Source organism: Prosthecobacter sp., assembly GCF_044373815.1.
Lineage (GTDB): Bacteria > Verrucomicrobiota > Verrucomicrobiia > Verrucomicrobiales > Verrucomicrobiaceae > Prosthecobacter.
This window is the reverse complement of record NZ_JBIPNG010000155.1, coordinates 1-13,100: the sequence shown is the minus strand read 5'-3', so window position 1 is coordinate 13,100 and position 13,100 is coordinate 1. Positions and strand designations below refer to the sequence as shown.

The window sequence follows — 13,100 nt, the reverse complement described above, 5'->3', positions numbered from 1 at the left end:
CGATGAGCCGATCCAGACATCGTCATCATCCATCACGGGCGCCTTCGTGGTGGCTCCGTCCACGCTCCAGACTCCATCAGTCACCACGCCGTCGATCCATCCGCGCATCGTTTCCGGCCTGCCAAATTCGTAGGCCACCGCCACATGATGCCAGCCCGTTTTGATCTGAAAGGACGCCACCGAGTTCCAGAGGTGCCAGGTGTTTCCACCACCGGGCGCAGGAGCACTGGCAAAAAGAAAACTCAGGTGCGCCAGCCCCTCGCTCCCGCCGATGACCCGCAGCGACCAGTTCTGATTGTTGCGCGCGAAATGCGGTGAGTTGGTGCGTCCCTTGCCGGTCAGATACACCGGCTGTCCAGGGCTGATCTTGTCCACCTTCACCCACGTCTCCAGCGTGATGGCATCGCCATTCGTGAAATCGAACGGACTCTGCGCTCCCGTGTCCTTGATCTCGTAACGCGAGCCTTTCCCCTGCAACTGAATGGCCGTGTTGTCCGCCTCAAAGTCCGGAAACTCCGGCGGGCGCGGCCCCGCCTGATCCCGCACCACCCCGCCCACTGCAATCAACGGAGCCGACTCCTCCTGCCCAAAGTCCAGCTGCAGCACCGGCCTGCCATCATTCGCGTGCAGCCCGATGCCTGAAGCTTGCAACAGGGCGGATAACACAATCAGGGCTCTCGGATTCATGCTTTCTTTCCGCGAAGAGGTTGAATGACGTTGCGGTAGCTCTCACGCAGGAGCGTGATGTCCGTCTCGATGGCGAGGTGGGTGAAGCCGAGTGCCTGCAGCTCGGAAAAATCATCCGTCTGGCGGCAGAGCAGACCACAGGCTTTGCCAGCCTCCCGGGCCGCAGACGCGACCTCCCGCAGGCAGGCGGCAAAGTCGAGGTGGGTGCGCTCAGGGTAGGACTGAAGCTGGAGTTTCAAATCCATCGGACCGATGAAGAGCACATCCACACCGTCCACGGCGGCAATGGCCCGCGCGTTTTCCACGCCTTCGATGGTCTCGATCTGCGCATAGAAAACAGGCTTCGGCATTTCGCGATGGAGGCCGTAGTCATAGGCTCTCACCATGCCAGCCAGGCCGCGGTCGCCACGTGGTGGATAGCGCATGGCACGCACACAGGCGGCCGCCTTCTCAGCGGTGGAAACCATGGGCACCATGATGCCGGCCGCTCCCCAGTCCAGCGAACGCGCGATGAGTTCAGGATGCGGCGCACCGACCCTGACGATGGCGGCGGCATGGCGAATGACCTGGATTTGTGAAAGCACCGCCGCCTCTGTGCCGCACCCGTGCTCAAGGTCGATGAGCAACCAGTCAAACCCGCTCAAATCAGCGAGTTCGGCAACAATAGGAGAGCCGGTCTGCAACCAGGTGCCGAGTTGGAGGTCAGAGCTGCGTGCTTCAGTTTGCATGAGGAATCTGGGAGATGTTGAAGAAGAATGCTGCTTTGTGAAACCGTGCCTGCCAGAGTTTGCGGCCCTTGCTTCTGTCGAGCACGTGAATTCTCGCGGGGCCTACTTTTCCATCACGAGCCGTCCATCTTTCAGGATCGCCGGAGCAGCCGATGCCGTCCAGAGGCCATTCTCCTTTTTGATGTTTCTGGCCACCATCAGCCGGGGTTCACCGCCGGGGCCTTTCGGCAGGGCAAATGCGCCGACAGAGATGTCAACTTCGTGGTGCGTGAGAAGTTTGAAGTCGGGAGCGCACTGGTAGGTCCGCTCTTTGCTGTAGGTGCCCAGCCAGAAGAATCCGTGGGCAAAGGTGATGGTCTGAATACCATAAGTCGTTTGACCGGGAACCTTGATCTTATCAACGGCGACGAAGTCAGGCGTGAACTTATGGACCCAGTTAAAAGGCTGCTCGCTGTCCTTAGGCTTCCCCTCTCCCACGTAGAAGAAGCCGTCCGCATAGGTGATGCCGTCGATTCCACCCTCAAAGGGAAAGTTGATCGTAAACTCCCCCGCAGGCCGAAGGTCGTCACACGAATAGACGTTGATATAGACGCCGCGCCTTTCCTTCGTCCGGTTCTGGGTCGCCACATAGACTTTGCCGTTGTGAACACAGCAATCGCCATGATGCGGATCGACAGCCCGCTCGGCAAAAACGCGCCCGGCAAAGTCCGTCTTCACGAGATTCGTGAACATCGACCAGTAGATAAACGAGCCATCGGCATCGAATCCCTGGAGATGCCCGCTTGCCTCGGCCTGACAGGTGATGGGTGGCGCCGCGAAGATGGGGAGAGCACTGCTCACGAGCGCAAGGAGAGCATAAAGGAAGGGCTTCATTCTTGTTGTTTTCCAATCAAACACGTTCTGTTCATTCGCAGATCAACGCACACCAGCGCGGCGTTCGTAAGAAGGGTTTCATGGTGCGGCATGCACGCTCTGCAGCAGTTCCAGGACTTTTGCGGTGATCTTGACGGACGCCTCGCGCTCGACGCGATTGGTGCCGAGCCAGGTTTCGTAGCCGCCGAGGTCGTGCTGACGCGGCGTGGGAAGATAGCCGTTGCTGCCTGATGCGAGCTCGATGGTGAAGGTGTACTTGAAGGGGCTGCGGGCTTTGATCTCCAACCCAGTCTCGGTGAAGACCTCAAAAGGAATGGATGTGATGCCGAGATCGCCGATGCGAAAGGCCTGAATGTAAGCCTGGATCGTATCAGGCTTGGCTTTCTTCACTGCCATCACGCGTTCGGCGTAGGGCTGTTCGAGGCGGTGCACGGGCGCGGCGTCTTTCGGCTTGGCGAGCACACCTTCGGCCCACTTCACCATCTCCGGAGTCGGGCGGCGCACGGCGAGCTCCAGATCGCTGGCGGCTGCTTGCAGCGGCACCCAGTCTTGATGCTTGAGTGTCTGGCGAACACGCAGCACCTCCCGCGCAAGGTCGCCGGCGACGGCTTTGATCTTCTCATAAGGCTTGTAATTCACGGCGGGTGTCTTGCCGCTGTAGTCGTTGCTGTTCACGTCACCGCAGGGACCGTTGGCGAGGATGCCGACGCACGGCGCACCGAGGGACTGCTCGATGCGGCGGCAAAACTCGCCAAAATAATCCGCCGACAAGTCCTCGCGGGGCACGCCGCCGACATAGTGCAGCCAGTAGTTTGCCAGCAGCGCGATCTGGCGGCCATCAGTGGCCTGCAAGGAGAGGCAATAGACCTCGGGGTTCGTCGGGCCGGCTGGGCCTTCCAGACGCGGAATGAGCATGCTGCTCGGATTCATCACAGCGCGATCTTCTCCGCCAAACGGATTGGGATTGGTGACGCCTTCCTTCAGAATCCAGCGGCGGTTGCCGACCCACTGCGGCAGTTTGCCCGTGCCCCAGCCGATGCGGGCAGGCTCCAGGTTGTTCAGCGCGCGCTTCACGCCATCCACCACGCGGGAGATGACGAGGCTGCGGTAGTCGAACCCGGCATCTTTATTGGTGATGGCCGACACGCTGGAGTGCGTGTGGGTGGCGGAGAACATCATGTGAGAGGCCGGGATTCCCGTGTCGGCCTCCAACTTCTTCTTGGCTTCGTCCCAAACATCGCGTCCGAGATGCAGATTGTCCGCCACGGCAAAGACGAGCTTCGTTTTGCCATCATCAAGCGCCAGACAGCGCACATGCAGCTCGTCGTGAACCTGCTTGGAGATGGGCTGCGGTGCGAAGTTGCCCACGATCGTCATGCCGAGCGGTGGCGTGATGTTGCTGGTGGCAGCGCCGGCTTTGAAGACTTTGTCCTGCGCCGGGGCGACGATGGGAAGAAGTGCGAGGCAGAAGATGAGCGTGGTTTTCATGGTTGAGTCAATGCGTTCATGGCTTGTCGATGACCAGCCCGGCCTTTTCGTCGGGGCGGGCGATGACGACGCGAGACTGGTTGGCCTTGGTTTTGCCATCGTCGCCTTTGATGGACGTGTTTTGGGCCATGAGGAAGCGGCCGCCGCTGATGGGTGCGATGCCGACGGAGGCGTTGAATTCCCATTTGCCGGTGAACTGAAATTTTTTATCCGCCCGCAGCAGCACGGCAGGCTTGCCATAGCAGCCAAACCACCACGCGCCATTGGCATAGGCCACAGTCTGGATGCCCATGAGCGTGTAGCCGCTGGCGAGCACGTGGCGTTTCTGAAAGTGGAAATTCTCGTCGTATTCGTAGAGGTAGTTTTCGTTCACTCCGGGCGGCAGCCCGCCGATGACGATGAACTTCCCGTCGTGATGCTCCATGCCGCCCGCGCCGTGCACCAGCTCGGGCAGGCGATGTTTCGCAAGCTCCGCGAGGGTGTCGGCATCATAGACATAGACCCACGAGTCCGCCGCACTGGCAGGCAGGTTGAACTTTCCGAGGTTCGTCGCCACATAGACGCGGCTGTCATGGTAGCAGAGATCTCCGTGATGATTGGCCACAGGCACTTTCTTGAGCACATGGCCGTTGAGGTCGGTCTTCACCAGCGCATCGGTCCAGCACCAGTAGATGCTGCCCTTGCCATCCGTGCAGATGCCCTGGAGATGGCGCGGGTAAGCGCCCTCGCAGGCCGTGGCATGAAAGTCATCAGCGGCACGAACGCCGTGCAGGCCGAAAAGAACGGAAACGAAAAGGAGAAGCCTCATGGGCGTGGTTATTGGGTGGCGGCGTCGAAGCGCGGTGGATTAGGCTTCAAATACGGACTCAAGGCTTCGAATCGGAAATCAACCTCCGCGATCTCGTCGGCAGTGAGCGCCAGCTCGGCAAAGATGGGTTTGTCCGGGACGCTGCGACCAGGGCCGTACTGGCGGGAGATCATGTTTTTGAAAACACCGCGCTTCTTCCACAGATGGAGCTGGAAACCGCGCAGATCGCCGCCGGGGAGATGCTGGCCGAGGTTGAAGAGCAGCAGCAGGTTCGCGTGGATGTCGCGCACCGTGTCGGCGTCTTTGCCGCTCTCCATGAGCTGCCAGAGCCGGGTCAGCACATCCGCATACACCGCACGCTCCGTGATGAGGCCCTCGGTCCCGAGGTGGGACTCGAAGAGCCATCCATGAGCTCCCCGGGCGCTGAAGACGCGGCGGATCACCGGTTTCGCCGCACACAGCTCGCGCGTGCGGGCGATGATCGGCGCGGCCTCCTCCTTGATGTAGCCGAAGTTTGGAAACTCCTTCGCCAGCTCGATCATGAGCTTCACGGACGGCACCGGCCCTTTGTAAGCCACGCCGCCTGTCGTTTGAAAGATGACGGGACGCTGCGCCACCTTAGCCAGTGCACGCCAGTACTGCCGCAGGTCCTCCTCCGTGCGTCCCGAGTCTGGCGGACGTGAGATGATGGCTGCAGGCGCGAGTTTTTCAGCGTGGCGCGCATACACGAGCATCTCCGCCGTGTCCTTGCCCTGCACGCCAAGGCAGAGCGCTGATGTCTTGAAACTGCGCGAGGTCTTCGCCAGCACCTCCATGCCGCGCAGCTTCTCCTCCATCGTCAGCAGGTCCACGCTGTCGCCCGACTGTGGCCAGATCATGCCTGGACAGCCGCCCCAGTCCACAAACCGCGCCTGATTCGTCAGCACCTCATAGTCCACCGCACCGCTTTCCGTGAAGGGTGTCGAGAGAATCGGAAACGGTCCGCGCACTCGCGGATCGGCATCGGCAGCGTGCAGGCGCTGTTCATTCCAAAGCACTGCGGCGCCGGAAAGGGCGGTGCCGAGGAGTTGCCGGCGGGAAAGGTGATGGGCTCGCGGCTTCATTGGCGGGCTTTGGTGGTTTCTGGCGCAGGCCACAGATTGTTGAATGCTTTCACGGTTTCATCCACCAGCGCTTGGCCGCCTTCGGGACCGACCCGGCTGCTTTGAATGATGGCGCTGTAGCTGCCTCCGGCCACGGCTCGCGGTGTCGGCAGATAGCCGCCTGAGCCGGTCAACTGAATGAGAAAGGTCTGCACCGCAGGGCTGCGGGCCTTCATCTGCACGCCGTAGTCGGTGAAGAGTTCAAACTCATTGGTGGCGATGGCCACATCTCCGAGGCGCAGGGCGTGGAGTTCCATCTGGAAGACACCCGCAGCCCCGGATTTTTCAGCTTCGTAGCGATCCACCACGCCTTGGTTCCAAAGATACTTCCACTGCTCCTTGGGGTCGTTCTTGAATTGCTCGACGGCCTTCTGCGCATCGGCCAGCTCCTTCTCAGTCACCTTTCTCCAGGGCAGGTCGATCTTCTTTGTGTGGTGCTGCAACACCGCGCCTGTCACCGGCTCCAGCCTGGCGCCTTCATACGCCTCCTCCCAGCCACTCACGACACGCCGGGCGACTTCTTCCAGCCGTGTGAGGCCGCGGAGACGGCGCATGCGCTCATCCGCCGCCTTGCCATACATCGGGCGCGGCACCTGGTCTCCTCCGGCTCCGGTCCACGCGAGGATGTGGAGATCCTTGCCATGACGCTCGCGCAGCTGGCGGCGCACCGGATCCCAGAAGTCGGCGTGGATCACTTTGAGCCCCTCGACTTCCTGGGAAGGGCATGGGACGTTCACCGCCGTGGCGATGAGCGTGTTGTTGAGATCCCAGAAGAACAGCACGTCGAGGTTGTGATCCTCATACCCCTCGATGCCGCGAAACTCCGGCACATTGGTCGGGCCATACATTTTCGCGGTTCCGTCCGCGTAGGTCGCACGGCGGTTCTGAGCGATCACCGCCTGCCCCTGGCCCCAGCCTGCTTTGGCGGGCTTGCGCTGCTCCCAGCTTTGAGCCGCAGCCGCCACAATGCGATCCACCAGGAAGTCGGTGTATTCCATGGGCAGCATCACATTCTTGCCGAGCAGGCTGTAGCGATCCCCCTTCATTGTCACCGGCGCGGTGTGAGTGTGCGTGGCATTGAGAAAGAGCTTGTTGAGATCAAATCCGGGCAGCTTGTCCTTGGCCTTCTCGCGGACCAGCTTGATGAGCCCCTCGCGGATGGCCACGATGTCGCATGAAATCATGATGGCCTGATCCAGCACCCGGTCTCCCTCGCGCGATTCCAGGCCCAGCGCGGTGGCAAAGATGTGCGTCTCGGGTTTTTCAGAGATGCGCACATGCATTTGTCCGTCCAGCGCCACGGGGCGGTCTGGCGTGATGTCAACGGTGGCCGCGCCCACATGAAGATCTGAAGCCGAAGCAACAGCAGCAGAGGTTGCGATGAACAAGGAGAGCAGAAAAAGTCGCATTGGGGTAATACCCAGCTTCCGCAAGATTCTTGTCACGGTTTTTGCTCCGCGGCCGATACCACAATGTGCAGGGGTTCCAATAGACACGATAAGCGTCACCCATCAGGTGCGTAGAATCATGAGTCGTCAGACCAGCCGTCACGATCTCGGCTGCTCGATGCTCAAGAAAATCATCGCCCATCATGAACCAAGCCCCTGCACCGACTTCATTCACACGTCGTTCTTTGCTCACCAAGTCAGGAACGGCACTGCTTTCCGGCTGGTGTGGGCAGTCCCTCTTCGGAGCGGAGGTGCTGAAGCCACTGCCCGAGGGGTGGCATCTACGGATGGGCCAGGCCCAAACGCCTGGGGAAGCCATCGCCGAGCTGGAGGCCTTCAAAAAAGCCACCCCCGATCTGGCGCGCTGGGAAAAGCGCAAGGCGGCCATTCGTCGCGGCATCCTCGAAGGAGCACGGCTGGCGAATCCACCGGAGAAGCCCCCGCTGGACCCTGTGTATTCCAACAAGCGGACCTATGAGGGGTACACGGCGGAGAGCGTACATGTCCGCAGCTGGCCCGGCTTCTACATCACCGGCACGCTGTATCGGCCTCTCGGGATGAAGCCGCCCTACGCCGGCATCGTGTCCGCACACGGGCACGGTGGCCGTTTCCTTCCATCGCGCCAGACCCGCTGTGCGGTGCTGGCCCGCATGGGGGCGGTGGTGTTCCACTATGACATGGTAGGTTATGGCGACTCAAAAAAAGCGGGCTGGGATCATGGCAAAGTGCCGGAGATTCAGCGTTTGATCATGTGGAACTGCATTCGTGCCCTGGATTTCGTCTCGTCCATCGAAGGGGTCGATCCCCAGCGCATCGGCATGACCGGCAACTCCGGCGGTGCCACGCAGACTTTCCTCACTTCCGCCTTGGATGAGCGCATCACGGTGGCGGTGCCGAGCTGCCAGGTGTCCGCGCATTTCTTTGGCGGTTGCCCGTGTGAAAGCGGCATGCCCATTCATTGGGGGCCGAACCACAAGACGAACAACGCCGAGATCGCTGCGATGACCGCACCACGGCCTCAGCTCATCATTTCCAATGGCGCAGACTACACCCAGCACACGCCGGAGGTGGAGTTCCGCTACATCCAGCACATCTACAGCCTTTACGGAGCCGCAGACAAGGTCGTGAACGCTCATTTCCCACTGGAGGGGCACGACTATGGGCCAAGCAAGCGACTGGCCGCCTATCCGTTTTTCATCCGCCACCTCGGACTCAACAGCCTGCGTGTCTGGGCCAAGGAGGAACAGATCAACGAGACCTTTTCCAAGGTGGAGACAGAGGAAGAGATGCTTGTCTTCAATGCCGGCAATCCCTGGCCGAAAGACTCCGTGGCCCCCAACACCCCCCTGCCCTTCTGATGAGACTCTTTTTCTCCCGCATCATCATCGCCGCTTTCTTCATCGGCCAGGCTCATGCGGAAGTCACCCGCGTCGAGATCACAGCACGCTCGCCGTTTGCAGCGGGCAAGGTCTTTGGGGCCGCAGGTGACTATGAGCGTCTTGAAGGGCGGATGTATTTTGAAACAGACCCGCGCAACGCGGCCAATGAACGCATCAGCGACCTCCAGCGGGCGCCGCGCACTGCCGGAGGACGCGTGGAGAGTTGGGCGGACTTCTTCCTCCTGAAACCGACCGACGCAACGAAGGGCAACGGCGTGCTTCTCTATGACGTGAACAATCGCGGCAACTTGCTCGCTCTTTGGACCTTCAACGATGGCGAGCGCACGAACGATCCGAAGTCAGAGTCGCATGCGGGCCATGGCTTCCTCATGAAGCATGGCTTTTCCGTGCTGTGGTGCGGCTGGAACAGCGAGGTGCAGGCCGATGACACACGCCGTTTGCTCTGCGGACTGCCGGTGGCCACCGAGGACGGCCGGACGATTACCGGACGGGCGCATCTGGAGATCAGCACCACGGAAAAAGTCTTTAGCCGGGCCTTTTCGTGGAGCCCGTGGGGCATCGGCGCGGCGTTTCCATCCATAAGCCTCGACAACACGGACGCGACGCTCACGATGCGCCCGCAGCGCGATGCTGAAGGCATCGAGATTCCTCACGGCGAGTGGGCATTTGGTCGCATAGAGGAGGGGAAATTCATCCCGGATGCCACGCATGTTTATGTGAAAGCCGGTCTGTGCCCCGGCTGGCTCTACGATCTCGTTTACATGGCGAAGGAGCCTCGCGTGACCGGGCTCGGCCTCACGGCCTTGCGAGACTGCGTGGCGTTTTTCCGTTACGGGCCGGCGAAGGAAAATCCGCTGGCGGGCGCGGTGCAAAAGGCCTGCGTATTCGGCATCTCCCAGTCGGGCCGGGTCATTCATCACTTCCTGCATGAGGGGCTGAACACCGACGAGCAGGGACGCGCGGTCTTCGACGGCGCATTGATCCATGTCGCGGGCTCCGGAAAGGGCATGTTCAACCATCGCTTCCGCATGAGCACGGAGTTCGGCACGCAGCACGAAGGGCATCTTTCCGGCAGCGAGTTCTTCCCGCTGGCTCCGATGCCGCAGACGGATCCCATCACGGGCGCATCAGGAAACTCGCTGGCCCGTTCTCGAAAGTCCGGCCACACGCCGCGCCTGCTTTTCACGCAAACCTCCACCGAATACTGGAGCCGCGCCGCCTCGCTGCTGCACACCGATGTCGAGGCGAAAGGCGATCTCACGCTGCCCGACGATGTGCGCGTGTACCTCGTGGCCGGGGCGCAGCATCTCGGCAGGAGCGACGGCAGCCCCGGCATCTGCCAGCAGCCGCGCAACACGCTCGATGATCGCGGCCCCGTCCTGCGGGCGCTGCTGCTGCACCTCGTCGATTGGGTGAAGCATGGCAAAACACCGCCGCCAAGCCGTCATCCGCGTATTGAAGATCACACGCTGGTGAGCTTCGACGAATGGAAGTCGCAGTTTCCGAAGATTCCTGGCTGCCGCCTTCCCACCCAGGCCTACCAGCCTCCGCGCCTTGATTTCGGGCCGCGTTTTCAGAGCGAAGGCATCGCCGACATCATCCCGCCCAAGGTCGGAAAACCGTTCCGCACGCTGCTGCCCGCCGTGAATGCCGATGGCAATGAAACGAGCGGCATCGTGCTTCCTGAGGTCGCCGTGCCTCAAGGCACCTACACCGGCTGGAACCTCCGCTCGCCGCATGCAGGCGCAGAAACGATGCTCTCGCCGCTCGACGGCATGTTCATCCCCTTTGCCAAAACCAAAGCCGAACGCGAAAAGACCGGCGACCTGCGTCTCTCGCTCGAAGAACGCTACCCGGCACGAGAAGCCTACCTTTCTCGTCTCGCGAAAGCGGCGAAGAAGCTCCACGAAGAAGGTTTTTTGCTGGAGGAAGACGTGGCGAGGATCATCGTGCGGGCTTCAGCGCAGTAGGCTAGTCGGTGGCGGCACTGCAATCCTTCCAGCTGCCATGGCTGCCAACACGTCTGAAGAATGCCACACAGGACGGCGTATTGCATCACCGCATGAATCCCGCTCCGAGCTCCTCACGCCGACATTTCCTCAAAACCACCGCCGCTGCGGTGACTGCTTTTAACATCGTCCCCCGGCATGTTCTGGGCGGGCCGGGCTTTGTGCCGCCGAGCGAGAAGGTGAATGTGGCCATCATCGGCACCGGCGGGCAGGGCCGCACCAATGTGCGCAATCTCCTGCCGCTTGAGGATTGCCAGATCATCGCTGTGGCAGATCCGGCGGAGTCGTTCAGCCTTGAGAATTTTTACTTCAAAGGCATGGGCGGCCGCCTGCCGGTGAAGGCGGAGATCGAGAAGCACTACGCCAACAAGACACCGAACTTCCGCTGCGCGGACTACATCGACTTCCGCGAGATGCTGGAGAATGAGAAGAGCATCGACGCCGTGCTCATTGCCACGCCAGACCATCTGCACGCCTACTGCTCGGTGATCGCCATGCGGTCCGGGAAGCACGTCTATTGTGAGAAGCCGCTCACGCACAACATCTGGGAGGCGCGTCACGTGGCCAGGGTGGCCGCAGAGACCGGCGTGGCCACCCAGCTCGGCAGCCAGGGGCATTCGTCGCTCGGCACACGCGAGACGATCGAGTACATCCAGGACGGCGCCATCGGCGCGGTAAAGGAGATCCATGTGTGGGTGGGCGCGAAGCGGTGGAATCCCACGCTCGCCGGAAAGCCCACCGACACACCGCCTGTGCCCGAAGGCCTGAACTGGGACCTGTGGCTTGGCCCGCGTCAGGAGCGACCGTTTCATCCGGCATACTTCCCCGTGGCGTGGCGGGACTTCTGGGACTTTGGCTGCACGGGCATCGGCGACTTCGCCTGCCACGATATGAACACCGCCGTGCGCGCCTTTGATCTGCCAGTGCCTTCGCGCATCGAGGCGCACGCAGCCGGTTTGATGACGGGTGACATCGCTCCGCATGGCTCGCTCATTTATTACACCTTCCCCCGCAGCGGGCTCGCGGCCGGAGATCCGCATGACATGGTATGACGGCGGCATGATGCCGCCCACGCCCGAGGCGCTGGGCGCTTTCCCACTGCCAAAACGCGGCTGTCTTTTTATCGGCGAAAAAGGAGTGATCCAGTGCGATGGCGGGGGCGGGCCACCCCGGCTCTTCCCTGAAAAACGCCGCGTGGAATACCAGAAGTCGGCGCCGCAGCTGAAACGCTCCAACGGCCATCATCGAGACTGGATCGATGCGTGCAAAGGCGGCGAACCTGCGACAAGCCCCTTCGCTTACGCAGCCCACCTCACGGAGATCGCGCTGCTTGGCGTGCTCTCACTGCGCGCGCAAAAGCCCATCGAGTGGGACGCCGCGGCGATGAAGGCCAAAGGCCTGCCTGCCGCAGACGCCTTCATCAAAGAACAATACCGCAAAGGCTGGGAGATCCTCTGAGCCATGAGCGAGCACATTGCCTTCACGGCCCTCACCGCATCCGACCGCGAGCCGATCGCCCGCCTGCTGCACGGGGCGCTGGTGCACTGGTATGAGAGCCGCCTCGGTCAGGGATCGCGCTTTGGCGACAGCCACGAGCCCTTCACCCTCTTTCCTGACGTCTATGAGGCGCTCGATCCCGGCGAATGCGTCACTGCCCGCACGGCCAGCGGCGAGATTGTCGGCGTGTGCTTTTCGCACGAGCGTGAAACGCATGTGTCAGTAGGCATCGTTGCCACCTCACCGGACGCGGGTGGGCGTGGGATCGCGAAGAAGATGATGTCGCTCGTCTTGGACAAGGCGAAACGCCTTGGCAAGCCCGCACGGCTTGTTTCAAGCCTGTTGAACCTCGACTCATTCTCGCTCTACACGCGGCTCGGATTCGTCCCCGGGGCCATGTTTCAAGATTTGCTCATCACCGTTCCCGAAACCGGCCTGGCCGCCACCGCACCTGCGGGCATCGAAAGAGTGCGTGATGCCGTTTTGGCCGATGCGCCGCGAATCTCTGACTTCGAGCACGCTCAGCAGGGCATCCGTCGCGAAAAGGACTTCGCGTTTTTCATTCGCAACGAAGTCGGCACCTGGCGGGTGCTCGTTTCCGAGGCCTCGGATGGCTCCGTAAACGGCTTCCTCGCCATGAGCACGCACCCGTCATTCACGATGATCGGTCCTGGTGTCGCCATCGATGAGACAACGGCAGTCGCCTTGCTCTGGCGAGCTCTCGACTGCTTGCGGGGTCAAACGCTCGTCTTCCTCGCCTCCTGCGCCGCGTCCGCGCTCGTCCGCACCACTTACTCGTGGGGAGCTCGGAACGTGGAGCTACATGTCGCGCAATCCACCGCTCCCGTCGCTGGTGCGAAAGGCATCGTCTTCCCGACCTTCATGCCGGAGACAGCGTGAGATCTTGGCTGCTTATGGAAAGAGAAGCCTCATCTGCGTGGCTGCGATGCTCCATCCCTGCGTGTGTTGCAGGGATGAGGTGAGCAGATCGTTGACCAGTCGCGTCATGGGACGGCGTAG

General features: G+C 61.4%; 12 protein-coding genes. 5 read left to right on the top strand and 7 right to left on the bottom strand.

Features of this window, described 5'->3' with window-relative positions; genetic code table 11:
• The 7 genes from ACIREA_RS14250 to ACIREA_RS14220 form a co-directional block, all read right to left on the bottom strand.
• On the bottom strand, nt 1-687 hold a 687-nt coding region (locus tag ACIREA_RS14250; protein ID WP_397382944.1), incomplete at its 3' end, for a LamG-like jellyroll fold domain-containing protein.
• Entirely contained in the window at nt 684-1,415 is a 732-nt protein-coding gene (locus ACIREA_RS14245; protein ID WP_397382943.1) for an HpcH/HpaI aldolase/citrate lyase family protein, read from the bottom strand. The genes ACIREA_RS14250 and ACIREA_RS14245, both read right to left, overlap by 4 nt.
• A 102-nt stretch (nt 1,416-1,517) precedes the next feature.
• A complete protein-coding gene (locus ACIREA_RS14240; protein ID WP_397382942.1) occupies nt 1,518-2,312 on the bottom strand; it encodes a hypothetical protein in 795 nt (264 codons plus the stop codon).
• Nucleotides 2,313-2,366: 54 nt separating this feature from the next.
• Complete coding sequence (locus tag ACIREA_RS14235; protein WP_397382941.1) at nt 2,367-3,776, bottom strand: hypothetical protein; 1,410 nt, start codon at nt 3,774-3,776, stop codon at nt 2,367-2,369.
• A gap of 16 nt (nt 3,777-3,792) precedes the next feature.
• Nucleotides 3,793-4,584, bottom strand: a complete 792-nt coding sequence (locus ACIREA_RS14230) for a hypothetical protein (RefSeq protein ID WP_397382940.1) — start codon at nt 4,582-4,584, stop codon at nt 3,793-3,795.
• A gap of 8 nt (nt 4,585-4,592) precedes the next feature.
• On the bottom strand, nt 4,593-5,687 hold the full coding sequence (locus ACIREA_RS14225) for a dihydrodipicolinate synthase family protein (protein WP_397382939.1): 1,095 nt from the start codon (nt 5,685-5,687) through the stop codon (nt 4,593-4,595).
• Nucleotides 5,684-7,135, bottom strand: coding sequence for a hypothetical protein (locus ACIREA_RS14220; protein ID WP_397382938.1), 1,452 nt, complete (start codon nt 7,133-7,135; stop codon nt 5,684-5,686). Before ACIREA_RS14220 ends, ACIREA_RS14225 begins: the two co-directional genes overlap by 4 nt.
• A gap of 182 nt (nt 7,136-7,317) precedes the next feature.
• Between ACIREA_RS14220 and ACIREA_RS14215 the strand changes: the two genes are divergently transcribed.
• From ACIREA_RS14215 to ACIREA_RS14195, 5 genes are all read left to right on the top strand, one after another.
• The gene (locus ACIREA_RS14215) at nt 7,318-8,532 is read left to right on the top strand and encodes an alpha/beta hydrolase family protein (protein ID WP_397382937.1); all 1,215 of its coding nucleotides are present in this window, start codon (nt 7,318-7,320) and stop codon (nt 8,530-8,532) included.
• The gene (locus tag ACIREA_RS14210; RefSeq protein WP_397382936.1) at nt 8,532-10,544 is read left to right on the top strand and encodes an alpha/beta hydrolase domain-containing protein; all 2,013 of its coding nucleotides are present in this window, start codon (nt 8,532-8,534) and stop codon (nt 10,542-10,544) included. Before ACIREA_RS14215 ends, ACIREA_RS14210 begins: the two co-directional genes overlap by 1 nt.
• A 92-nt stretch (nt 10,545-10,636) precedes the next feature.
• Nucleotides 10,637-11,635: a Gfo/Idh/MocA family protein gene (locus ACIREA_RS14205; protein WP_397382935.1), complete on the top strand. Its 999-nt coding sequence runs from the start codon at nt 10,637-10,639 to the stop codon at nt 11,633-11,635.
• Nucleotides 11,622-12,041: a hypothetical protein gene (locus tag ACIREA_RS14200; RefSeq protein ID WP_397382934.1), complete on the top strand. Its 420-nt coding sequence runs from the start codon at nt 11,622-11,624 to the stop codon at nt 12,039-12,041. Before ACIREA_RS14205 ends, ACIREA_RS14200 begins: the two co-directional genes overlap by 14 nt.
• 3 nt (nt 12,042-12,044) lie before the next feature.
• Nucleotides 12,045-12,980, top strand: a complete 936-nt coding sequence (locus tag ACIREA_RS14195) for a GNAT family N-acetyltransferase (RefSeq protein ID WP_397382933.1) — start codon at nt 12,045-12,047, stop codon at nt 12,978-12,980.
• The last annotated feature ends 120 nt before the right edge of the window (nt 12,981-13,100 follow it).

Coding starts and splice junctions, on each gene's coding strand:
- ACIREA_RS14245 (WP_397382943.1), bottom strand. CDS start 1,415: ATGCAAACTGAAGCACGCAGCTCTGACCTCCAACTCGGCACCTGGTTG.
- ACIREA_RS14235 (WP_397382941.1), bottom strand. CDS start 3,776: ATGAAAACCACGCTCATCTTCTGCCTCGCACTTCTTCCCATCGTCGCC.
- ACIREA_RS14230 (WP_397382940.1), bottom strand. CDS start 4,584: ATGAGGCTTCTCCTTTTCGTTTCCGTTCTTTTCGGCCTGCACGGCGTT.
- ACIREA_RS14225 (WP_397382939.1), bottom strand. CDS start 5,687: ATGAAGCCGCGAGCCCATCACCTTTCCCGCCGGCAACTCCTCGGCACC.
- ACIREA_RS14220 (WP_397382938.1), bottom strand. CDS start 7,135: ATGCGACTTTTTCTGCTCTCCTTGTTCATCGCAACCTCTGCTGCTGTT.
- ACIREA_RS14215 (WP_397382937.1), top strand. CDS start 7,318: ATGAACCAAGCCCCTGCACCGACTTCATTCACACGTCGTTCTTTGCTC.
- ACIREA_RS14210 (WP_397382936.1), top strand. CDS start 8,532: ATGAGACTCTTTTTCTCCCGCATCATCATCGCCGCTTTCTTCATCGGC.
- ACIREA_RS14205 (WP_397382935.1), top strand. CDS start 10,637: ATGAATCCCGCTCCGAGCTCCTCACGCCGACATTTCCTCAAAACCACC.
- ACIREA_RS14200 (WP_397382934.1), top strand. CDS start 11,622: ATGACATGGTATGACGGCGGCATGATGCCGCCCACGCCCGAGGCGCTG.
- ACIREA_RS14195 (WP_397382933.1), top strand. CDS start 12,045: ATGAGCGAGCACATTGCCTTCACGGCCCTCACCGCATCCGACCGCGAG.